The organism is Streptomyces sp. GS7, assembly GCF_009834125.1.
Taxonomy (GTDB): Bacteria; Actinomycetota; Actinomycetes; order Streptomycetales; family Streptomycetaceae; genus Streptomyces.
In genome coordinates this window covers 4,870,005-4,892,153 of sequence record NZ_CP047146.1, presented here as the reverse complement: position 1 = coordinate 4,892,153, position 22,149 = coordinate 4,870,005, and the positions used below count along the sequence as shown (strand labels likewise).

The 22,149-nt window shown below is 70.9% G+C and carries 16 protein-coding genes and 1 pseudogene; 5 read left to right on the top strand and 12 right to left on the bottom strand.

Annotation, left to right across the window (positions count from 1 at the left end):
- Nucleotides 1-1,761, bottom strand: a complete 1,761-nt coding sequence (locus GR130_RS21645; protein WP_159506231.1) for a thiamine pyrophosphate-binding protein — start codon at nt 1,759-1,761, stop codon at nt 1-3.
- A gap of 846 nt (nt 1,762-2,607) precedes the next feature.
- On the opposite strand from GR130_RS21645, the pseudogene GR130_RS40830 reads away from it, so the two are divergent.
- Nucleotides 2,608-2,781 (top strand): annotated as a pseudogene (locus GR130_RS40830) (IS5/IS1182 family transposase); the annotation flags it as partial.
- A gap of 11 nt (nt 2,782-2,792) precedes the next feature.
- Here the strand turns inward: GR130_RS40830 and GR130_RS21640 are convergent.
- Together GR130_RS21640 and GR130_RS21635 are read right to left on the bottom strand one after the other, a co-directional pair.
- Nucleotides 2,793-4,124 carry a PP2C family protein-serine/threonine phosphatase gene (locus tag GR130_RS21640; protein ID WP_159506230.1) on the bottom strand — a complete coding sequence of 444 codons (1,332 nt, stop codon included), beginning with the start codon at nt 4,122-4,124 and terminating at the stop codon, nt 2,793-2,795.
- A 705-nt stretch (nt 4,125-4,829) separates the two neighbouring features.
- The gene (locus tag GR130_RS21635; protein ID WP_159506229.1) at nt 4,830-5,267 is read right to left on the bottom strand and encodes an Lrp/AsnC family transcriptional regulator; all 438 of its coding nucleotides are present in this window, start codon (nt 5,265-5,267) and stop codon (nt 4,830-4,832) included.
- A 172-nt stretch (nt 5,268-5,439) separates the two neighbouring features.
- Here GR130_RS21635 and GR130_RS21630 point away from each other — a divergent pair, with 172 nt between their 5' ends.
- The 3 genes from GR130_RS21630 to GR130_RS21620 all read left to right on the top strand — a co-directional run bounded on the left by GR130_RS21630 (nt 5,440) and on the right by GR130_RS21620 (nt 9,869).
- On the top strand, nt 5,440-6,714 hold the full coding sequence (locus GR130_RS21630) for an ArgE/DapE family deacylase (RefSeq protein ID WP_159506228.1): 1,275 nt from the start codon (nt 5,440-5,442) through the stop codon (nt 6,712-6,714).
- 154 nt (nt 6,715-6,868) lie between these two features.
- Nucleotides 6,869-8,296, top strand: a complete 1,428-nt coding sequence (locus tag GR130_RS21625) for an amino acid permease (protein WP_159506227.1) — start codon at nt 6,869-6,871, stop codon at nt 8,294-8,296.
- Nucleotides 8,297-8,633: 337 nt separating this feature from the next.
- Complete coding sequence (locus GR130_RS21620; RefSeq protein WP_159506226.1) at nt 8,634-9,869, top strand: epoxide hydrolase family protein; 1,236 nt, start codon at nt 8,634-8,636, stop codon at nt 9,867-9,869.
- Nucleotides 9,870-10,200: 331 nt separating this feature from the next.
- Here the strand turns inward: GR130_RS21620 and GR130_RS21615 are convergent, their stop codons facing one another.
- From GR130_RS21615 to GR130_RS21575, 9 genes are all read right to left on the bottom strand, one after another.
- The gene (locus GR130_RS21615) at nt 10,201-11,397 is read right to left on the bottom strand and encodes a M6 family metalloprotease domain-containing protein (RefSeq protein ID WP_159506225.1); all 1,197 of its coding nucleotides are present in this window, start codon (nt 11,395-11,397) and stop codon (nt 10,201-10,203) included.
- A 47-nt stretch (nt 11,398-11,444) separates the two neighbouring features.
- Entirely contained in the window at nt 11,445-12,710 is a 1,266-nt protein-coding gene (locus GR130_RS21610; RefSeq protein WP_159506224.1) for an alpha/beta fold hydrolase, read from the bottom strand.
- A 181-nt stretch (nt 12,711-12,891) separates the two neighbouring features.
- Nucleotides 12,892-13,614: a GntR family transcriptional regulator gene (locus tag GR130_RS21605; protein WP_159506223.1), complete on the bottom strand. Its 723-nt coding sequence runs from the start codon at nt 13,612-13,614 to the stop codon at nt 12,892-12,894.
- A gap of 44 nt (nt 13,615-13,658) precedes the next feature.
- Nucleotides 13,659-15,041 (bottom strand): aldehyde dehydrogenase family protein, encoded by a 1,383-nt coding sequence (locus GR130_RS21600; RefSeq protein ID WP_159506222.1) that lies wholly within the window; start codon nt 15,039-15,041, stop codon nt 13,659-13,661.
- The gene (locus GR130_RS21595; protein WP_159506221.1) at nt 15,038-16,042 is read right to left on the bottom strand and encodes a proline racemase family protein; all 1,005 of its coding nucleotides are present in this window, start codon (nt 16,040-16,042) and stop codon (nt 15,038-15,040) included. Before GR130_RS21595 ends, GR130_RS21600 begins: the two co-directional genes overlap by 4 nt.
- Before the next feature lie 51 nt (nt 16,043-16,093).
- Complete coding sequence (locus GR130_RS21590) at nt 16,094-17,005, bottom strand: dihydrodipicolinate synthase family protein (protein WP_159506220.1); 912 nt, start codon at nt 17,003-17,005, stop codon at nt 16,094-16,096.
- A 76-nt stretch (nt 17,006-17,081) separates the two neighbouring features.
- Nucleotides 17,082-18,632: an NAD(P)/FAD-dependent oxidoreductase gene (locus GR130_RS21585; protein ID WP_236573328.1), complete on the bottom strand. Its 1,551-nt coding sequence runs from the start codon at nt 18,630-18,632 to the stop codon at nt 17,082-17,084.
- Nucleotides 18,613-18,927, bottom strand: coding sequence for a (2Fe-2S)-binding protein (locus tag GR130_RS21580; RefSeq protein ID WP_159506219.1), 315 nt, complete (start codon nt 18,925-18,927; stop codon nt 18,613-18,615). The genes GR130_RS21585 and GR130_RS21580 overlap by 20 nt, the downstream gene beginning before the upstream one ends.
- 34 nt (nt 18,928-18,961) lie before the next feature.
- A complete protein-coding gene (locus GR130_RS21575; RefSeq protein WP_159506218.1) occupies nt 18,962-20,116 on the bottom strand; it encodes an NAD(P)/FAD-dependent oxidoreductase in 1,155 nt (384 codons plus the stop codon).
- A gap of 282 nt (nt 20,117-20,398) precedes the next feature.
- On the opposite strand from GR130_RS21575, the gene GR130_RS21570 reads away from it, so the two are divergent.
- Nucleotides 20,399-22,141 (top strand): ABC transporter substrate-binding protein, encoded by a 1,743-nt coding sequence (locus tag GR130_RS21570; RefSeq protein ID WP_159506217.1) that lies wholly within the window; start codon nt 20,399-20,401, stop codon nt 22,139-22,141.
- Nucleotides 22,142-22,149: the final 8 nt, after the last annotated feature.

Sequence of the window (22,149 nt, the reverse complement as noted above, 5' to 3'; positions counted from 1 at the left end):
TCACCACCTGCCTGCGCGGCGGTCGGTGAGGGCCGACCGCAGGCTGGTGACGCGGGTGCCGAGTGCCCAGGGGACCTCGGAGGGGTCCACGTGAACGTCGATGAGGAAGGGGCTGTCGGCTTCCAGGGCCTCGCCGAGGGCTTGGGTGAAAGAGTCCAGGTCCGCTGCGGTGCGGGCTTGGGCGCCGAGTCCTCGGGCGATGGCTGCTGCGTCGATGGGGCAGTCGTACATCGAGCGGGATCCGTGGCCGTAGATGCTCTCCTGGATGTTGAGGACCATGGCGTTGCCGCCGTTGTTGAGGACGACCCAGATGACGGGGAGACCGAGTTCGGCGGCAGTGTGCAGTTCCATCCCGCTCATCGCGAATGCCGCATCGCCGGTGACCGCTACGACGGTACGTCCCGGGTGGGCGAGCTGGCCGCCGATGGCGGCCCCGGTGCTGTACCCCATGGACGCGACGTTGAAGGAGAAGTGGATCTGCCCGTCGGGCCGGGACCGGTAGTGCTGGCCGACCCAGCTCAGGCAGTTGCCGTTGTCGACGTAGAGGATGGTGTCCTCAGGCAGCTGCTCGCTCATCCTGCTCACCACGGCCGACGCGGACAGGACCTTGTGGTCCTTCTGTATGGCGGACGCCGGAACACGCACCAGGAGCTGGTCCTGTGCCGCGCTGAGCACGGCGTCGGGGACACATGGTGCGGCGGGCGCATCCTCCAGTTCGGCAAGCAGTGCGCGCAGCACGGTGTCGGCGTCGCCGGCGACGGCCAGGTCGAGATCGCAGCCGGCACCCAGACGCAGCGGGTCGAGGTCGATCTGGATGACCTGACGTCCCGTCACCAGGCGGGAGTCGAAGGCGTTGGCGGCCGCCTCGCCCAGCCCACTGCCGACGATCAGCAGCAGGTCGACTTCGGGGGAGAGCAGATAGTCGAACGCGGCAGGGTTGCCGCCGAGCCCGAACACGCCCAGCGCCCACGCGTGGTCTTCAGGGAAGACGCCCTTGCCCTTCAGTGTGGTCGCGACCGGTATGCCCGCGGTCTGGGCGAGCTGTTGCAGCGAGCCGGCCGCGCCGGACAACTTCGCGCCCTGCCCGGCAAGGATCACCGGCCGCCGCGACCGTCGAAGTTCCTGCGCGAGCACCGCCACCGCAGCCGCATCAGGCACGGTGGACGCCGCGTGGCAGGGCGAGGGTATGGAAACGTCCGGCACGGGGCTGCTCATCATGTCGGAACTCAGGCTCAGATGGACCGCGCCGGGACGCCCGTTCCAGATGGTCCGCATCATGTGGCAGAACAGCCACGGCAACTGGCCGGGATGGGCGAGCCGGGTCGACAGCTTGGTCGCGGTTCGCAACATCTCCACGGTGTCGACCGACCAGTTCCCGCCGCTGCTGTCCTGCAGTCCGCTACGGCCGAACGCCGAAGCCGCGGTCTGCGCGGTGATCACCACCAGCGGCATCGAGTCGCTTGTCGCGCTGGCGACACCGGTGAGGGTGTGCATCGCGCCCGGCCCTGTCGTCGCACACACGACCGCCAACCGCCCGCTCGCCTGGGCGTACCCGTCCGCCATGAAGGCCGCGGCTTCCTCATGCCGGGTCAGGACCAGCCTCACCCCTGGTGAGTTCGCAAGCTCCTCGTACAACGACAGCAGCGGCCCACCGGGGACAGCGAATACGTACTCCACTCCTTGGGCGCGTAATGCGTTCACCAGCCAGCCGGAGACCGACAACGGCTCCCGCGATGCGAAGGACACGCTGGGCTCGCTCATGATGTGACACACCGCTCCGTCGGAGCCACCGCCTTCAACCGCTGGGGCTTGCGCGAACCGGGCCCGCAGGTCTTCGGGCAGATTCCCGAGACCCTCCCCTGGGCCGGCCCACAAGCCTCCGGATCCGATATGTCCGCCCGAGCCTGATGCGTAGCGCGCAGGTCCCGGACCGTTTCATTCGACGTCACTTGGCACTCCGTTGTCGCTGCTTTGCTATCCGCGGACTTCCCTTGAGGTCGCAGGCCCATGGCCGGCGCCGGACGCACCGCCATACCCGCCGCGGCGCCCCTGGCAGCGGTGACCACAGCCCGGGCCCGGTCCGGAAACGCACGACAGCCCGGTCGGCACCGCACGCATGGAGGTGGGCACGGCAGCCCCCTCCGCCCAGCCAGCGCACCCCCACCGACGCCGGGCCGCAGCGGCCCGGCCGCGGAGCACCACGGCACCGGCACGGCGACCAGGCAGGCCCCGGCGCCGCTTGGGAGTCCGCACCGTTCGGTGCGTGCCCGCCGCAGCTGCCGTACGTTGCCGAATCGGCAACGGGTCTTTCAGGCCAGCTAGTAGTTCCGCCGTCTACAACACTCGCCGCAGCCCGCCCCGGCAACTCCTGGCCCAGGGCGCACAGAGTCGACACGGCACAGTCAAGCCATCTTGCATATGACAGGGGCACGTCGCATGCAGGCGCACGCCGACCACGCTTCCGTACGCCGCGCGGCGCACGGGCGACGTCTACCCCGGGCTCGCGCTGGAGCGCTTGAGGGGACGTGAGCGCCGGTGTGCACCGTGAGCCGCTGGCGCGGGCACGCCCTCCTACGTCAGCTTTCCCGCCCCTCGTTCACGCCACCCCGAAGCCGGCCGGGCTCCCCGCACCGCGTGGTCTGCGATGCCAACGGCATCCCCCTGGCCGTTACGTTGACCGGCGGCGATCGCAACGACGTCACCCGGCTGATACCGCCGCCGGCAGCCGTTCCGCCCGTCCGCGGCGAACGCGGGATCGCGTGGCGTCGTGTGGCGCGCCTTGTGCGGCGAGGTCAGGTGGCGGGTGGGGTGCGTAGGGCGAGGATGGCCATGTCGTCCTGGCCGTTGCTGGGGTGGTGGTCGGCGAGGGTCCGCACCAAGTCCTGCAGTGGCTGGTCCGCATGCGTGGTGGCCAGTGCGGCCAGGGCGTCCAGCCCCTCGTCGATGGCGTGGGCGGGGTGTTCGATGAGTCCGTCGGTGAAGAAGATCAGCGTTGCGTCTGCGGGGAGCGGGCGGCTGTGGTCGGGGCGGCTGTGGGCGGCGTTGATTCCGAGTGGGACGCCGGGGTCGGCGCGGAGGTATTCGGCCCGCCGATCGGGGGTGATCAGCAGTGGGGGGAGGTGTCCGGCGGTGCTCCAGTGCAGCGACCAGCCGTGGTCCCGGGGTTCGATGCGGGCCAGCAGTGCGGTGGTGATGGGGTTGGGGGTGGTGGCGTGCAGGGTGTGGTCGAGCTGGGTGAGGATGTTGTTGGGTGGAGTGCGGTGGTCGTAGAGCAGGGCTCGGAGCATGCTGCGGGTCTGAGCCATTGCGGCGGCGGCGTGCAGGTCGTGGCCGACGACGTCTCCGATGACGACACCGACGGCTCCGTCGGGCAGGATGACGGCGTCGTACCAGTCCCCGCCTAATCGGTTGGGTTCAGCGGCGGGCCGGTAGATCGCGGCAGCGGTGAAGGGCCGCAAGTCTGGGAGGGTCGGCAGGAGCAGGCGTTGGAAGGTTTCGGCGCTGTCGCGGATCTGGCAGAACAGGCGGGCGTTTTCGATCGCGATGCCGGCGGCGCCGGCAAGGGCGACGACGACTTCCTCGTCGACTTCGTCGAAGGGGCGTCCATCGTGGCGCTCGGAGAGGTAGAGGTCGCCGTAGATCTCGCCGCGGACGCTGACGGCCACCCCCAGGAGGGTGCGCAGGTGGGGGTGGCCGGGAGGGAATCCGGCCGACGCCGGGTGGGAGTGGATGTCGTCGACCCGCAGGGGTTCGGGGTGGCGGATCAGGTGTCCGAGCATGCCGCGGCCGTGGGGGAACTCCACCCCGGCCAGATTGTCCCGCTCCTGCTCTGTCAGTCCGGCGGCGATGAACTCTTCCAGGTACTCGCCGGACTCGTGCAACACCCCCAGGGCGCCGTAGCGGGCGCCGACCAGGTCCATGGCGGTGGTGACGACGCGGTGCAGTACGGACGGCAGGTCCAGCTCCCGGCTGATGGCCAACACCGCGTCCAGCAGACCGTGCAGTCGGTCCTTGGCGGCGGCCAGCTCCCGCAGTCGCTCGGCGATATCGCCCGGATCGGCCTCCTGCAGTCGCCCCGGATCGGGGATGGGCGGCCGTTGCGGTTCTCCTTCGTGCCTGGCCATCATGAACCCCTCGTGGATCGGCCCTCGTTCCGGGTGGCCTTCGGCCGGCAGGAGTCGGGGCCGGTCTGGATGAGGGTGCCTGTGGGTCGGTCGGCGAACGCCGCGCGGAACCGGGGGCCGGTGAAGGTCTTGTTCCACTCGCTGAACGGAGCGTCGGAGGCCACGCCCCCAGCATGGCACGGCCCAACAGCCCGACCCTGCCCGTCGCGCCGAAAGCGATGTGCCATACCCGAACAGACCCGGGTGGCGCCCAGTCCCACCGCCGGGGGAGCAGTGCCCACGATCTCTCGGCCCCGAAAGTTCCGGTTCACCGTGTGACGGCCGTTGTGGCGTCGACGTAGCTGTCTGGCAGGGGTACAGGTCAGGCGGGGGCGATCCTCTCCGCGGTCGCCCCGGGACGACATCGTGGCCCGCCCGATCGACGGCCGGGCACTGGCCCGGCGGATCGGTGTGGCCGTGCCGCGCACCAGCACGGCCGGCAGCGCCGATCCATTGCTGGCCGAGCTGCGGAAGGAGCCGAACGGATCCGGGCCGAACATCATGGGCCGGGACCCACGCCGACGGTCACCTTCCACCACTGATCGTGGCACGAGGCCCCTTGCGGGGCCGCGGCTCCCCGATCGCCCGCCGCCCAGGGCGCCGACCACGGGCCGGTGACCTCGCCCTGCGCCTGGACGCTTGGGTTCCGGGCATGGCCGAAACCGCCTACAGCCGGGGCCTGTTGAGCAGACGGGACAGCACGATCACGCTCTCGGTGCGGTCGATGACGGGAGCCTCACGGACCCGCTGGATGGCCTGCTCCAGGTGCGCGATATCCCGGGCCAGCATGTGGAGCATCGCATCCGCAGCACCGGAGACCGTGCACGCCTCGACGACCTCCGGGATCTCCTCCAGGGCCCGGTGCAGTTCGGCGGGGGTGGGATTGCCCTTGCAGTACACCTCGACGAACGCCTCGGTCCGCCAGCCCAGCGCCTGGGTGTCGACGAGCGCGGTGAACCCGCGGATCGCCCCCGTGGCAACGAGGCGGTCGAGCCGCCGCTTGGCGGCCGGCGCGGAGAGCCCCGCCGCCTCACCGATCTCGGCATAGGTACTCCGGGCATTCCGCAGAACGCAGCGGATGATCTCTTCGTCGATGGCGTCCACGCCGTTACCTCCGGGGGAGGGGCACACACTGCGTGCGCAAGAAAACTTCACAGCAGCCCGCATTAAGCAAGAAATCGAGTCCAACAGACAAGATATGGCAATTGATTGCGTCAATCGCCCGAACATAGCATCCGGACCCATCCGCTCAGCCGCGATGTGACAGGAGTGACCATTGACCGCAGCGCTCAGTGCCGAGGAGTCCGCCGCTCTGGCGGAAATCGATGAAGGAGCCATCGCCCGGACGCTCCTGGAGCTGCTCGCGATCCCCAGCGTGACCGGGAGCGCCGCCGAGTCCGACATGCAGCACCGCTTGGCGGGACATCTGGACCGGCTCGGTCTCGACGTCGACCTGTGGTCCATGGACCTGTCCACGCTGCGCGCGCAGCCCGGCTTTCCCGGGACCGAGGCACCGCGCGACGAAGCGTGGGGGCTGGTGGCGACCACGCCGGACGGCGGTGACGGACCGGCCATGATCCTTCAGGGGCACGTCGACGTCGTTCCGCCCGGCGACCTTCGGCAGTGGGACGGCGACCCCTTCGTCCCGCGCGTGGCAGGGAACGTCGTCCAGGCCCGTGGCGCCTGCGACATGAAAGCCGGGCTGGTCGCCAACCTCGCCGCCCTGGCGGCGATCCGCGCGAGCGGGGCCAGGCTGCGCGGCCGGGTGGCCGCGCACTGCGTGGTCGGTGAGGAGGACGGCGGACTCGGCGCCTTCGCCACCCTCCAGCGCGGACACACCGGTGACGCCTGCCTCATCACCGAACCGACCGGCGGCACGCTGGTGACCGCGAACGCCGGTGCGCTGACCTTCCGTATCGAGGTCCCGGGCCTGGCCACGCACGCGAGCACCCGCGACGCCGGCGTCAGCGCCATCGACGCGTACCTGCCCCTCCACCGGGCGCTGGCCCGGCTGGAAGTCCGGCGCAACGCGGAAGTCGAGCCGCTCATGGCGGAGTCACGCATCCCGTACGCACTCTCCGTCGGCACGCTCCGCTCGGGTGACTGGGCGAGCAGCGTGCCGGACCACCTCGTCGCCGAGGGCCGGCTGGGCGTCCGGCTCGGCGAGGATCCGGCCGAGGCGGTGGCCGACTTCGAGAGCTGCGTGGCCGAGGCGTGCGCGGACGATCCGTGGCTGCGCACTCACCCGGCGACCGTCAGCTGGCCCGGCGGCCGGTTCGCGAGCGGCCGGCTGCCGAGCGGCCATCCGCTCGGGTCCCTGGTCCGGGACGCACACGCCGACGCGGTGGGCGGGCCGCGGCTGCGCGAGCGCGGCGCGCCCTACGGAAGCGATCTGAGGCTGTACGCCGCCGCGGACATCCCCACCCTGCAGTTCGGGCCCGGCGACGTGCGCCTGGCGCACAGCTCCCGGGAGCAGGTCTCCCTCCCCGAGATCGTCGCGGTGACCCGCACCCTCGTACTCGCGGTACTGCGCACCGTCGGCACCGCATAGGACGCACAAGTCGCCGTCCCTGAGCGGATGTTGGGGCCATCCACCTCGGGCGGGACGGGTGGCCCCCAGAGGGTCCGGACGAGTCGGCCACACCGAGCAGGACAGAGCAGGACAGCACGTGGAGCATCGAGCCGTGGAGCGAAAGGGCACCACCATGACCTCAGCGAAGACCGCACCACCCCGTCTCGGCGGCGACGCCGGCACGGAAACACCCGACGAGGGCTACCGGCGCGGACTGAGCGCCCGCCAGATCCAGATGATGGCCATCGGAGGCGCGATCGGCACCGGGCTCTTCTACGGTTCCAGCACCGGAATCGCCGAGGTCGGGCCGAGCCTGCTGGCGTGTTACGCCGTGGCGGGCGTCGTCATCTTCTTCGTCATGCGGGCGCTGGGTGAACTCCTTACCTACCGCCCCACGTCCGGCAGTTTCGCGGACTACGCGCGCGAGTTCTGCGGCCCGTTCGCGGGCTTCGTCACCGGCTGGTCGTACTGGGCCGCATGGGTCGCCGCGTGCATGGCCGAGGTGACCGCGGCCGGCCACTACGTCGCCTACTGGTGGCCCGCCGTCCCGGTCTGGGCCACGGCCGCAGCGGCCCTGATCGTGCTCTTCGTCGCGAACCTGGTCTCCGTCGCGCTCTTCGGCGAGCTGGAGTTCTGGTTCGCCACCATCAAGGTCGTGGCGATCACCGCCCTGATCGTGATCGGCGTCGGCGTACTGACCTTCGGCTTCTCCTCCCTCGGGCAGGACGCCTCCATCCGGCATCTGTGGGCCGACGGCGGGTTCGCGCCGCACGGCGCCTGGAAGACCATGGCCGCCATGCAGGGCGTCGTCTTCGCCTACCTGGGCATCGAACTCATCGGCCTCACCGCCGGTGAGGCGGAGAACCCCAAGCAGACGCTCCGCAAGGCGATCAACACCCTTCCCGTCCGTATCGCCGTCTTCTACATCGGCGCGCTGGTCATCCTGCTCTCCGTCCTCAGCTGGACCCGGTACACCCCCGGAGTCAGCCCCTTCGTCCAAGTCCTCGCCCAGGTCGGCATCCCCGGAGCCGCCGGGATCATGAACTTCGTCGTCCTCAGCGCCGCCCTGTCCTCCTGCAACTCCGGTATCTACTCCGCCAGTCGGATGGTCCGCGGACTGGCCGTCAACGGCGAGGCCCCGAGGGTCATGAGGAACCTCACCAAGCGCCACCTTCCGCTGCCCGCACTGGTGCTGTCCACCGTCGTCATGGGCATCGGCGTCGTCGTCAACGTCGTCTCCCCGGACAAGGCGTTCGTCTACGTCACCTCGGTCAGCGCCTGCGCCGGCCTGTGGACCTGGGCCGTGATCCTCATCGCGCACCTGCGCTACCGGTCCAGGGCGCGCGCCGGGCTCCTGCCCGCCGTCGACTTCCGGATGCCCGGCGCCCCGGTCACCAACTGGATCGCCCTCGCCGCGCTCGTCTTCGTGGTCGTGCTGATGGCCGCCTCCAGCGACACCCGCCTCGGCCTGTACGTATGGGCCGTGTGGTGCGCGATCCTCACGATCGGCTACCAGGCCACCAAGCGGCGCGCCCGGCGGTCGGCTCCCGCCCGCCGGTAAGGGCGGGGAAGGCGCCCAGTCGCCCCTGCCCGGCCTGCCGTGCTTGTCGGCGGGCGATGTCCGCAGGCATGGCCAAGTCGTCGACGTTCCGGTTCCCTTGGTGCCGGGTCTGGGGTTGAGTTGCGGATGCGGGCGACGTGACCGGCATCCTTTCAGCTCAGGGGTGGTGTGATGTGCTTCTGGCACATGTGCGTGCATCGCCGCCTGTCACCACCTCTGAAGGGATGGAGGCTGACCTCATGCTGCACCCGCCCTCTCTGAAACGGCCCGGCTCGCCGCCCAACCACCCGTCAGGCCGACGACACCGCTTCCCCCTACCCGGTTAAGGAATCACGCCATGACCAGCCCGCACGCCTTCCCTCTGGAACCCACCCCGATCCATGTGCCCGACGAGGTCCTCGATGACCTGCGCGCCCGTCTCGCACTGACCCGTCCGCCGCTGGACGAGGGGAACGAGGACTGGTCCTACGGCGTCCCGGACAGCTATCTCCGTGAGCTGGTCGCCTACTGGCGGGACGGCTACGACTGGCGCAAGACCGAGGCCGCGATCAACGCCTACGAGCACTACCAGGTGAGCGTCGACGGTGTCCCGGTGCACTTCATGCGCAGGCCCGGCCGCGGCCCCCGCCCGATCCCGCTGATCCTCACCCACGGCTGGCCGTGGACGTTCTGGCACTGGTCGAAGGTGATCGACCGGCTCGCCGACCCGGCCGCGTTCGGCGGTGACCCCGCCGACGCGTTCGACGTGATCGTGCCGTCCCTGCCCGGCTTCGGCTTCCCCGGCCCGCTCACGGGCTTTCCGGACGTCAACTTCTGGAAGGTCTCCGACCTCTGGCACACCCTGATGACCGAGACCCTGGGATACCAGAAGTACGCCGCCGGCGGCTGCGACATCGGCGGCATCGTCTCCAGCCAGCTCGGCCACAAGTACGCCGACGAGCTGTACGGCATCCACATCGGCTCCGGTCTGCCGCTCGACTTCTTCACCGGCCCCCGCGCCTGGGACTTCGCCCGGAACCGGCCCCTCACCGACGACCAGCCCGCCGACGTGCGCGCCCGCATCACCGAGCTGGACCACCGCTCGGCGTCCCACCTCGTCGTGCACATGCTCGACGGCGCCACCCTGGCCCACGGGCTGAGCGACTCACCCGCCGGACTGCTCGCCTGGCTGCTGGAGCGCTGGAACGCCTGGAGCGACAACGGCGGTGACGTCGAGTCCGTCTTCACCAAGGACGACCTGCTCACCCACGCCACGATCTACTGGGTGAACAACTCCATCGCCACGTCGATGCGTTACTACGCCAACGCCAACCGCCACCCCTGGGCCCCCGCCCACGACCGCACCCCGGTCGTGCAGGCCCCGGTCGGCCTCACCTTCGTCACGTATGAGAACCCGCCCGGCATCCACACCGCCAACGAGCGCGTCCGGGCGTTCAAGGCCGGCCCGCAGGCCGATTGGTTCAACCACGTCAACGTCAACGCCCACGACCACGGCGGCCACTTCATCCCCTGGGAGAACCCCGACGCCTGGGTGAGCGACCTGCGCCGCACCTTCCACGGCCGCAGGCCCTGAACGACCCTGCGGGCTCGTCCGCCGACGGGCCCGCAGGGTCCGCCGAGGCCACGTGGTTTCCCCTGCGGCAGCTGGCCCCAAGCCCAAGGCACACGACGCTCTACGGCTGAAGCAAGGGCAGTGAGGCCTGTTGCGACATGACCGTCGTCAAGCTCTTGGGATTCTCCCTGGCTGCCGCACTGTCGGTGGACGCGGTGGTGGTCCGCTCCGATCTCGTACCTGCGGTGATGCACCTCGTCGGCATCCATACCTGGTGGGAGCCACGGAAGGGCTGGTTGCGGCGTGAGACGGCGAACGAGCAGTCACCGCCCGCTCGTTGCTCCCGAGGGACTCACGACCTGCTGAGTCTCACCACATCCCCCGCCGCATCGCCCGCGAGCACGTCGATGCGGACGCCGTCGTCCGGGTCCGTGAAGTGTTGGCCGGGTGTGTACGCCGCCAGGTCGAGGGCGGTGCAGCCGGCTTGCGGCTTCGCGGACGGGTGGCCGTTCATGACCCGGACCGGTCCCTCGCCGGTCCGGGTGGCGGAGTTGACCTTGTAGATGAGGACGCCGCGCGAGCACGAGTCGGTGTCGTGGCCCTCGGCCCTGCGGGACTCCGCGACGTATGCCGTCGTCGCACCGGTGCGCAGTACGGCGATCTTGGTGCCGGCGCGTCGTTCCACCGGGGTCAGGCGCACGGTGCGTCGGCCGGGTGCGGCCAAGCACGCGACCTGGGCGTCACGGGTCCAGCCGAGCTTCCAGGAGTGCCAGCCCAGGTACTGGGGTGCGGGGCCGGCGATGTTGCCCATGACGTCCCAGCCGCCGACGTACTGGTGGGTGGCGCCTGTGAAGGAGTACAGGTCGGGCAGGCCGAAGGTGTGGCCGGTCTCGTGGTCGGCGACCTTGGGGCCCCAGTGCCACAGGTCCTGGCCGAAGGTCACGGCCCACTTGATGCGGGTGCCGTCGGCGGTCACCCCGGGCGTGGTGGGGTCGTAGAGGTAGGTGGGGGAGAAGGAGATCGCGGAGGCCGCCCTGGTGGGGACGACGTAGACCATGTCGTAGCGGGAGAAGTCCGCGTACGGGTCGGCGGCGGTGATCGCGTCGCGTACGTACTTCTCGTGGGCCTCGAAGGTGAGGCCGCGCCGGAATCCGTACGAGTCCGAAGTCGCCGGCATGCGGACCCAGCGGTGCAGTGCGGTGAGGGCGAGGCGCGTGCGCCCGTAGCTGGCCGTGCGCATCCAGTCGGCGGCGGGGGCGAGTTGAGCCGCGTACTGCCGTGTCGAGCCGGTGGCCTTGGCGTCGGGGAAGTCCACGAACAGCATCAGGACGCGCCTGGTTCCGGTGGCGCGCTGGAACCGGGTGTGGTCCGTGTCGTGGCCTTCGTCGGTCCATCCGGTCCTGCCAGGCAGTGCGCAGTCGGCGGCGGGGGACGAAGGACGAGGGGGCGGCGGTGGCGTGGCCCCGTTCGCCGATGCGGGGGTGGCGAGGCAGGACGTGAGGGCGAGTGCCGCGGTGAGGGCGCGCAGACGTGTGGGGCGGGGGGACATGTCACTCCTGTCGTGGGAGGGAGGAGGGGCGGCGCGAGGCGAGAGGACTACGCGCGTCCGGCGGCCAGGTCCATCAGGCGGGCAAGCACACGGCCGTTGGAGACGGTGACGCCGTCGTGCTCCCATTCGTTGGTGACCCAGGTGCGGGTGGCGCCGACGTCATGTGCCGTGCGCAGGGAGAGTCCTGCGTCGACGTACATGTCGTCGTGATAGACGACCGCGGCCAGGGGGACCTGGTTGGAGGCGAGGCGTCGGGGATCGTAGAGCGGGGGCCAGTCGGTGCGCCGGGCGAGGAGGTCCGCGGCGCCCGCGAAGGGGCGCAGGCCCTTGATCTCACGGAACATCCAGGGGTAGATCATTTCTCCGGTGAGGAGGAGGGGGTCGGCGTCCTCGGCGAACTCGGGGAGGCCGGTCAGTGACCGGGTGGCGGCCCAGTCGGTCGGGCCGGCCCCCTGCCCGTACAGCGTCTCCTGCATGACGGCGAACAGCGGGTTGTCGGTGAAGCCGGTCAGGGACTCGACCTGGTGGAGGAAGGTGTCGGTCAACTCGCCGTCCGGGCCCCGGGATTCGTCGAGCAGCCAGTGGAGGCGTTCGAAGCCGTCACCCATCCCGAGGACGAGGCCGAGGGTGCGTAGACGGCGGATGGTGAGGCGGTCGCCGCCGGGCAGCCGGATGTCGTCGGACGCGAGGAGATCGGCGATCTTGCGGAGGCGAGCGGCGTCGTCGGGGTAGCGGGCGTAGAAGTCGAGGACCCGGGCCCGTACGCGGGGGTAGGTGCGGGCGTAGACGTCGTCGGCGGTCGCGGTGAGTCCGGGCAGGCCGCCGGTGACGTAGCAGGCCCGCAGGCCGTGGGGGGCCCGGGAGAGGTAGGTGAGGGTGATGAAGCCGCCGTAGCTCTGGCCGAGTGTCTCCCAGGGTTCCTCGCCGCACAGTTGCCTGCGGATCAGCTCCGCGTCGGCCACGATCGCGTCGGCGCGGAAGTGGGCCAGGTGAGCGGCCAGTTCGGACGGAGAGGCGAACCGGGAGGCCGTTTTGGCGGTGACCGGAGTGGAGCGGCCGGTACCGCGCTGGTCGAGGAGGAGCACCCGGTGGGTCTTCAGCGCCTGGGGCAGCCATCCCGGCGATCCGGCCGAGGGGCGAGGTGCCTTGCCGCCGGGTCCGCCCTGCAGGTAGAGGAGCCAGGGCAGTTGGTCCTGGGTACGAGCCGGGTCGACGACCTCACGTGCGAACACCTGGAGGGTCGGGCCGTCCGGGAGGGAGTAGTCCAGCGGGACGGTGAAGATGTGATCGGTGGTGGCGTAAGCGGGGTTCATGGTGCCCTTTCACGGCGAGGCACGGTGAAGGAGGGGTGGCGGATACGGACGCGCTGGTGAGGTGTGACATTGCATATGTGCCACAGGTCAGCGTGCCTCAGCCGGCTGCTTCCGGGGAGCCCTTGTTTGGGCATAGCGCGGTGTTATGGAAGGCCCTCCGCCGCCTCAGTGCCTCAACGCCTCAGGACGAACGCTTCCCGGAACGCCGCGTCGCGCCCTGGGTTTCGGCCGGGGAGGAGCTGCCGCCGCCGGCCCACAGGGAGCGGACGTGGCCCAGGTGCTTGGCCATGCACCGCTCGGCCTTCTTCGCGTCGCCCGCGAGCATCAGGTCGAGGAGCTCCAGGTGCTCCTCGGCCGAGGGGATCAGTTCGCCGCGGTTGTCGAGGGCGGTGAGCCCGTACAGTCGGGAACGCTTGCGCAGGTCGCCGACGGTCTCGACGAGGCGGTCGTTGCCGGAGAGCGCCAGGAGCGAGAGGTGGAACTGCCGGTCGGCCTCCAGATAGCCGATGAGGTCGTGATCGCGGGCGGCCCGCACGATCTCTTCGGCAACCGGGCGCAGCGCCTCCAGTTCCTCGCGGGTGGCGGTGCGTGCGACCTGGCCGACCGTGGGGATCTCGATGAGTGCGCGGATCTCGGTGTACTGGTCGAGGTCGCGCTCGTTGACCTCGGTGACCCTGAAGCCCCTGTTGCGGACGGGCTCGACCAGGCCCTCGCGGGCCAGGTCGAGCATCGCCTCGCGCACGGGGGTGGCGGAGATCCCGAAGTCCTCGGCGAGGACCGGTGCCGAGTACACCGTGCCCGGACGCAGTTCACCGGAGATCAGGGCGGCCCGCAGGGCGTTGCTCACCTGATCGCGCAGCCGCTCCCGGCCGGCGTTGAGATCGCGGTGCTTCAGGTGCCCCATGGCGCTCGTGGTCCCTTCGGTCTGGTGTGGACCACCGTACAATGTCACGTTGCCTGCGAGGGTGACAGGGTGTAGGTCCGGGTGGAGGTGTAGAAGTCCAGCGCCGCATGGCCTTGTTCACGCGGCCCATGGCTGGATGCCTTGGTGCCGCCGAACGGCAGGTGGAAGTCGACACCGGTGGACGGTGCGTTGATCCGGATCATTCCGGTGTCGAGCCGGTCGAGGCCGCACAGTGCCGCGTCCAGATCGGCGGTGTGGACCGACGTGACCAGGCCGTACGGCACGGAGTTGGTGAGCTGTACGGCGTGGGCGAGGTCGTCGGCGGGCAGCAGGACGGCGAGGGGACCGAAAATCTCTTCACGCAGCAGGCGGTGTCCCGGTGGGACCTTTTCGAGCAGCGTCGGGGCCGCGTACCAGCCGGCCCCGTCGGGCACTGTTCCGCCGGCCGCCGGGCTCAGGCCCTGCCAGGCGTCGCCGACCTGGTCGCGGGCCGCTTCGCTGATCAGCGGCCCGCACACGGTCGCCGCGTCGGCCGGATCACCGACGGGTACGGCTCGCAGCGCCGCGGTGAGCGCCTCGCGCAGGGGGGCGAGGGCCGCGCCGACCGCGATGACGCGGCTGGTGGCGGTGCACTTCTGCCCCGCGTACCCGGCGATGGCGGCGGCGAGGTGTGCCGCGGCCCGTTCGATGTCTGCGTCGGGGAGGACGATCGCCGCGTTGAGACCGCCCATCTCGGCCTGGACCGGGACACCCCGTTCCGTGGCGGCGCGGGCGACGTCCCGGCCCACGGCGGTCGAGCCGGTGAACGAGACGACGTCGGCGGTGGACACGAGCGCCTGACCTTCGGTGGCTCCGCCGGGCAGGAGGGTGAACACCCCGCCGGGTAGGGCCTGTTGAACGATCTCGGCCAGTCGCCGCGCACAGGCGGTGGCCTCGGGTGCGGGCTTGAGGACGACCGCGTTGCCGGCCGCGAGCGCCGGGGCGGCCTTCCAACTGGGGATGGCGAACGGGAAGTTCCAGGGCGTGATCAGTCCAGCCACGCCGTGCGGACGGCGACGGGTGAGAAGCAGGCCAGGGCCGGCGGCGGTCTCGTGGACAGCGCCGACGGGTTCGTACGGGGCCTGGGCGTAGTAGTGCCAGATCGCGGCCGTGCGGGCGACTTCGGCCCGGGCCTCGGTGAGCGGTTTGCCCACCTCGCGGACGGTGAGTGCCGTCAGCTCGGCCGCGGCGGCGTCGATGGCGGCGGCGACCGCGCCGAGTGCGGCGGAGCGCGCGGCCGCCCCGCCGAGCAGCCAGTCGGGCTGGGCGGTGCGGGCCCGCCCCACGGCGTCGGCCGTCCCGGAGGCGCCGGGCGCCGGGATCTGGAGTAGGACGTCGGTGGGGTCGGCCGGGTTGTGCGAGGTGATGAGGGAGGTGGGGGCGGTCACAGGAGGAAACCTCCGGGGAAGGGGTCGTCCGGGTCCAGGAAGTACTGGGCGGTGCCGGTGATCCAGGCGCGTCCGGTGACGGCCGGTACGACGGCGGGCAGTGCGCCGACCGTGGTCTCCTCGATCAGACGGCCGGTGAAGCGCGTGCCGATGAAGGATTCGTTGACGAAGTCGCGGTTCAGGGGAAGTTGGCCGCGCGCGTGCAGCTGGGCCATCCGGGCCGAGGTGCCCGTGCCGCACGGGGAGCGGTCGAACCAGCCGGGGTGGATGGCCATCGCGTGCCGCGAGTGGTGGGCGTCGGAGCCGGGAGCGGCGAGGTAGACGTGCTTGACTCCGGCGATCTCCGGCCGCTCTGGGTGTACGGGCCGCTCCGGAGAGGTGTTGACGGCGTCCATGATGGCCAGTCCGGCGGCCAGTAGGTCGTCCTTGCGGGCGCGGTCGAACGGCAGCCCCAGCGCGTCGAGTTCGACGAATGCGTAGAAGTTCCCGCCGAACGCGAGGTCGTAGGTGACCGTGCCGTGGCCGGGGACCTCGACCGTGCGGTCCAGGGCGGCGCAGAAGGCGGGAACGTTGGTGAGCGTGACGGACGTGGCGGCGCCGTCCGCCACCTGCACGTCGACGCTCACCAGTCCCGCCGGGGTGTCGAGCCGGACGGTGGTGACCGGTTCGGTCACCGGCACCATGCCCGTCTCGACCAGGACGGTGGCGACCCCGATCGTGCCGTGTCCGCACATCGGGAGGAGCCCGGAGACCTCGATGTAGAGGACCCCGTAGTCGGCGTCGGGGCGGGTGGGCGGTTGGAGGATGGCGCCGCTCATGGCGGCATGACCGCGTGGTTCGTACATCAGGAGCGTCCGGAGGCGGTCCATGTGCTCGATGAAGTACGTCCGCCGCTCGGCCATGGTGGTGCCGGGGACGACCCCGACGCCACCGGTGATCACGCGGGTGGGCATGCCCTCGGTGTGGGAATCGACGGCGTGGAAGACATGGCGGGTGCGCACGGGCTTCCTTTCGGTGGGCGGGGCGCTCTGGTCGATGAGCGGGTGACGTGGTCAGCGGTGACCGTCGGCGACGGCCTTCTGGGTGGCGGCCCGCACCGCCGCCTCGGACTGCCCGGTGAGCGGAGAACGCGGTGGGCGCGTGGGTCCGCCCCGCCGCCCGACGAGGTCCATGGACAGCTTGATGGACTGCACGAACTCCGTCTTGGAGTCCCAGCGCAGCAAGGGGTGCAGGGTCTTGTAGAGCGGGCGGGCCGTGGCCAGGTCGCCTGCGACGGCGGCGTGGTACAGCGTGGCGCAGCTGGTGGGGAAGGCGTTGGGGTATCCGGCGATCCAGCCGACGGCGCCGGCGAGGGCGAGTTCCAGCAGGACGTCGTCGGCGCCGATCAGCAGATCGAGTTCCGGGGCGAGTTCGGCGATCTCGTAGGCCCTGCGGACGTCGCCGGTGAACTCCTTCACGGCGACGATGCTGCCGTCCTGGTGGAGGTGGGCCAGCGTGCCCGGGGTGAGGTCGACCTTGGTGTCGATGGGGTTGTTGTAGGCGACGATCGGCATCCCGGCGCGGGCGACCTCGGCGTAGTGGGCGCGCACGCCCGACTCGTCGGCCCGGTAGGCGTTCGGGGGCAGGAGCAGTACCGAGCCGCAGCCCTCGTCGGCCGCCTGCTCCGCCCAGCGCCTGGCTGCGCCGCTGCCGTAGGCGGAGACGCCGGGCATGACCCTCGCCCCGTCGCCCGCGGCCTCGACGGCGGTACGGACGACGCGGGCCCGTTCCTCGTCGGTGAGGGTCTGGTACTCGCCGAGCGAGCCGTTGGGCACGACTCCGTCGCAGCCGTTGTCGATCAGCCAGCGCACGTGCTCCGCGTAGGCGTCGTGGTCGACGGAGAGGTCGTCCCGCAGGGGCAGGGTGGTGGCGACCATGATTCCGCGCCACGGACGGTCGGTGTGCCAGGTGGTGGAGTCGGTCATGTCGACAAAGCACCTCTCTATGGAATGTGACATTTCACTGGGTGGTGTGGTGCCTCGGGAAAGGCTTGGCCCGGGGTCAGCCGTCGCCGGGGGAGGCGTCGGGCCCCGATGCGGTCGTGGTGTGGCCCCCGGGTGCGTCGGCAGAGCCCTCTGGCTCGGTGACGAAGGGTGTGTCGGGGGCATCGAGGACGGCGAGTGCCGAGAGGGGGACGGGAGTGGCGAACGGGCGGCGATCGGCCGGAGGTTCGGCGGGTTGGCCGCGGGCCGCGAGGCAGGCCACCGCCGCACCGCACATCCGGCCCTGACACCAGCCCATACCGGCTCGGGTGAGCAGCTTGACGGTGCGTGCGTCCCGCGCTCCGAGGTCCTCGATCGCCTCCCGGACCCGCCCGGCGGTGACCTCCTCGCAGCGGCACACGGCGGTGTCGTCGGTGAGCCAGCGCGGCCACCCGGGGCCAGGCGCGTGGACGGCGGCCATCGCGTCGGCGAAGGCGCGCATCCGGTCCCGGCGGCGCCCGAGCTCCCGGACCCGGCCGCCATGGGCGGGACGTCCGAGGATGCGTGCGGCTACCGCCACTGCCGCCAGTTCCCCTTCCACCCGGGCCAGTTGGGCCCCGCCCACCCCTCCGGTCTCACCTGCCGCCCACAGACCGCGCACCGAAGTCTCCTGGAGGTCGTCCAGGGTCAGGGCCCGGGTGCCGTCGGACAGCGGGCGGGTGGCGCAGCCGAGCGTCGTGGCCAGCTCGATCTGAGGGACCAGGCCGTGTCCGACGGCCAGCGCGTCGCAGACGATCCGACGCCCCGACCCCGGTACGGGGCGCCAGTCGCGATCGAGACGCGTGACGGTGACGGCCTCCACCTGGTCCGTGCCGTGCACCTCGGTGACCGCGCTGCGCACCCGCACCCGCACCCGGTGCCACAGCAACGCCGCACCATGGAGCAGCGCCTCGGCGGCCTTGTGCGGATTGGTGGCCAGCGCCCGGGGGTGCCGGGCGTAGCGCAGATAGCCGGACGCCTCGACGACGGCCGGCACTTGCGCGCCGGCGGCTGCCAGCGAGGAGGCCACCGCGAGCAGCAGAGGGCCACTGCCCGCCACGACGATTTGCCGCCCCGGCAGCACCAGACCCGACTTGAGCATGGCCTGGGCTCCACCGGCCCCCACGACACCGGGCAACGTCCAGCCCGGGAAGGGGAGTTGACGTTCGCAGGCGCCGGTCGCCAACAGCACCGCACGGGCCCGTACGCGCACGGGGCGCTCACCGCCGCCGTCGGCGCCGGTGACGGCGTGTACCGCCCACAGTCCGTCGCCGGCCCCGACACCCGCACCCTCCTCCTCGTCCTTCGTCACGCTCCACACGTGATGCCCGGGAAGATGACGGACGACATCGCTCCGGGCCAGCCGTCGGCGCAGGTCCGTGTAGGCGGACCAGTCATGGTGCAGGGCCTCGGGTCGGACGGCTCCCAGGGCGGGAGCGGGGGTGCGGTAGAACTGTCCGCCCGTCTGTGCGGAGGTGTCCAACAGGGCGACGGACAGTCCGAGTTCACCGGCCGTGACGGCTCCGGCGAGACCGGCGGAGCCGGCACCGATCACCGCGAGGTCGTACGGTTCAGATGCCGAGAGCGGCACGGCCGTGTCCTTCCTGAGTGGTGACGGCGTCCCCCGGCCGGGCCGGAACCAGGCAGGCCCGCCGGTTGGGCTCTCCGTTGATGGTGGCGAGGCAGTCGTAGCACTGGCCGATGCCGCAGAACGCGCCCCGCGGGCGTCCGCCGCCGCGCGTGGTGCGCCAGGCCAGGATCCCGGCTCCCCACAGTGCGGCGGCGACGGACTGGCCGGGCAGAGCCGTCACGGCGCGCCCGTCGAAGGTGATACGGAAGGGCGGACCGGGCTGAGCACCGACCAGTTCGGCGGGGGTGCGGGCCATGGCTCCTCCTCTCGTGACTGTGGGGCAGGTGGAATCAGGCGGCCGGAGAGAAGCGCTCCGGTCTGAAGGGGGTGATGTCGAGCGGCGGTTCGCCACCGGTCAGCGACCGTGCGATGGCCAGTCCGGTGGCGGGGGCCAGCCCGATCCCCGCGCCCTCGTGGCCGCAGGCGTGCAGCAGGCCGGGGACGCGCGGATCGGGGCCGATGGCGGGCAGGTGGTCCGGCAGGTACGGACGGAAGCCGACGTACGTGCGCATCGCCCGGATCCCGGCCAGGACCGGGAAGAGAGCGGTGGCCTGGGCCGCCAGGCGCCGCAGCACCTCGGGCGAGAGCGTGCGGTCGTAGCCGACCCGTTCCCTGCTGGCGCCGATCAGGACCGGCCCCGCCGCAGTGCCCTCCACCACCGCCGACGTCTGCAGCGCCGCGGAGCCGCTGGCCACGTCGGCGACGTAGTCGGCCGCGTACACCTTGCGGCGCACGACGCGTGGGAGCGGCTCGGTGACCAGGACGAAGCCCCGGCGGGGCCGGACGGGAAGCGCGACGCGCGCCAGGCGGGCGATCTCTCCGCCCCAGGTCCCGGCGGCGTTCACCACGTATGGGGCATGGAGTTCCCCGACCGTCGTCCGCACTCCCCGGATCTCACCACCCGCCTCGGTGAGCAGACCTGTGACCTCCTCGCCGAGGCGCAGCCGGACCCGCTCGCCACCCGCGCGCAGCAGATGGGCGGCGGCGAGCGCCGGCATGACCTGCGCGTCCTGGGGATAGTGCATGCCACCCGCCAGTCCGGCGGCGAGATGGGGTTCCAGGTCTCGCAGGCGGTCGGCCGGGACCTCCTCCGCCGTGACACCCGCCACGCGCTGCCCGGACGCGAAGTCGCGCAACGCGGCCATCCCCGCCTTGTCGGAGGCGACGACCAGCCCGCCTTTGGGTTCGTACTCGATGTCCGGCGGGAGTTCCTCGGCCAGCTTCCGCCACAACTCGCCGGAAACCTTGGCCAGTTCGAGTTCGGGGCCCGGCTCCTTGTCGGACACCAGGAGGTTGCCCTCGCCGGCCCCCGTCGTACCGCCCGCCACGGGGCCACGGTCCAGTACGGCGACGCGGAGGCCGGACCGGGCGGCGTAGTAGGCGCAGGCCGAACCGACCATGCCTGCCCCGACGACGATGACGTCTGCGGAGTTCCTTGTCAGCACGTCAGTAATATTTCACATTGCACTCTGCATGCCAAGGGTCAGCGGTCAACTGCCTTCCTGCGGCGACGAGTTCCGCCGGGACCGGCGGGTCGTGACGCGCCCTGCGGATGCCGGAAGTCGCGCTGGTCCAGGCGGCTTTGCGGTCGCCCGCGACGGCAGCCCCTCGGGCGTGGGCGAGCTAAAGAAGTCACCGACACCTTGTCAGTGCAATTTCACATTACTATGTTACCGGTCACACTCCAGCCAGCTCTGGCTGTCCGATCTCTTGCGGAGTGACCACCCATGAACAAGAGCACTTCCACCGCCCTGTCCACCGCACTGGCGGCGGCCCTCGTCCTCGGCGCGGCCGGTTGCTCCGGCGAGCGGCAGGCGGCTGGCGCCCACGGAAGGAACCTCGCAACGGCCAACAACGGCCGGGTAGTTGGCGGGGCGCCGCACAAGGGCGGGACCCTCACCATCCTGTCCGACCAGGACTTCACCCACCTCGACCCGGCCCGCAACTGGGTGGTCAGCGGGATGGATTTCGGGACCCGGCTGCTCTACCGCACCCTGGTGTCGTACAAGGCGGCCCCCGGAACCGCCGGCGGCGAGCTGGTCCCCGACCTCGCAACCGACCTCGGCACGCCCTCGGACGACGCCAAGACGTGGACCTTCCACCTCAGAACAGGGATAAGGTACGAGGACGGGACGCCCGTCACCGCCCGGGACATCAAGTACAACGTGGAGCGGTCCTTCTCTCCGGACCTGCCCGGCGGCGCCGACTACGCGGCCCGCTACCTCAAGGACGCCGCGGGATATCAGGGCCCGGCCGACGGCAAGCACCTGGACTCCATCAAGACGCCGGATGACAGGACCATCGTCTTCGAACTGCGCAGGCCCTTCGCCGAGTTCCCCAACGCGACGGTGATGCCCACGTTCGCTCCGGTGCCGGAGGCGAAGGACACCGGGCCCCAGTACGACAACCGGCCGTTCTCCTCGGGCCCGTACAAGGTCGAGACGTACCAGCGCAACAAGGAGCTGGTCCTGGTCCGCAATCCCCACTGGGACCCCAAGACGGACGCGATACGCAAGGCGTACCCGGACAAGCTGGTCATGGTCATGGGGCTCAGGGCCAACCAGATCGACGACCGGATGATCGCCGGCCAGGGCGCGGACGCCTCCACCGTGCCGTGGTCCGCGCTCCGACCGGAGAGCGCGGGCAAGGTCCTGCCCAGAGCCGACGTCCGCGAGCGGCTGCTCGCCGAGTCGACCAACTGCACCGACATGGTGCAGATGCACACCGGGCGTGCGCCTTTCAACGATGTGAAGGTCCGTCAGGCCGTCCAGTACGCCCTCGACAAGGAGGCCGTGGTCACCGCCTCCGGCGGTCCCGCCTTCAACGACGTGTCCACCGCCTACATGCCCGCCGCGCTCTTCGGCGGTACCCAGCCCGACACTCTGAAGATCCCCACCACCGGGGACGCGGACAAGGCAAGGAAGTTGCTGGAAGAGGCCGGCAAGGCGAACGGTTTCACCACCACGATGACGGTCTCCAACGGTGACAAGGGGCGGGCCGAGGCGATCCAGCAGGCGCTCGCCAAGGCCGGCATCAAGGTCACCATAGAGACGGTCGACCCGTCCGCGTTCTACGCCACCATCGGCGACACCACCCACCGCACCGACATGGTCTACACCGGCTGGTGTCCCGACTACCCGTCCGGCTCCACCTTCCTGCCCTTCGTCTTCGACGGCCGCTACATCAAGGAGAAGGGCAACTCGGGCAACCACTCCCTCTTCCGCGACGCTCCGACCATGAAACGGATGGACGAGATCGCCGCCATGACCGATGCCAGGAAGGCGACCGCGGCCTGGCGGAAGCTGGACGGTGAGATCCTCGCCAAGGCCCCGGCGGTACCCGTCCTGGTACGGCGCTGGCCGCTGGTGGTGGGGACCAACGTCGCGGGCGCGTACGGGCAGACCTCCTTCGGCGGCCAGCTCGACTACGCCTCGGTCGGCCTCAAGGACCCCGCCAAGAGCGAAGGCTGAAGGAGGCC

Excerpts from the sequence above, each read along its gene's own strand:
- GR130_RS21605 (WP_159506223.1), bottom strand. The coding sequence starts at position 13,614 with ATGGGGCACCTGAAGCACCGCGATCTCAACGCCGGCCGGGAGCGGCTG.
- GR130_RS21640 (WP_159506230.1), bottom strand. The coding sequence starts at position 4,124 with ATGGCCAGGCACGAAGGAGAACCGCAACGGCCGCCCATCCCCGATCCG.
- GR130_RS21620 (WP_159506226.1), top strand. The coding sequence starts at position 8,634 with ATGACCAGCCCGCACGCCTTCCCTCTGGAACCCACCCCGATCCATGTG.
- GR130_RS21615 (WP_159506225.1), bottom strand. The coding sequence starts at position 11,397 with ATGTCCCCCCGCCCCACACGTCTGCGCGCCCTCACCGCGGCACTCGCC.
- GR130_RS21645 (WP_159506231.1), bottom strand. The coding sequence starts at position 1,761 with ATGAGCGAGCCCAGCGTGTCCTTCGCATCGCGGGAGCCGTTGTCGGTC.
- GR130_RS21610 (WP_159506224.1), bottom strand. The coding sequence starts at position 12,710 with ATGAACCCCGCTTACGCCACCACCGATCACATCTTCACCGTCCCGCTG.
- GR130_RS21590 (WP_159506220.1), bottom strand. The coding sequence starts at position 17,005 with ATGACCGACTCCACCACCTGGCACACCGACCGTCCGTGGCGCGGAATC.
- GR130_RS21625 (WP_159506227.1), top strand. The coding sequence starts at position 6,869 with ATGACCTCAGCGAAGACCGCACCACCCCGTCTCGGCGGCGACGCCGGC.
- GR130_RS21580 (WP_159506219.1), bottom strand. The coding sequence starts at position 18,927 with ATGGCCCGCACCCCCGCCGAACTGGTCGGTGCTCAGCCCGGTCCGCCC.
- GR130_RS21570 (WP_159506217.1), top strand. The coding sequence starts at position 20,399 with ATGAACAAGAGCACTTCCACCGCCCTGTCCACCGCACTGGCGGCGGCC.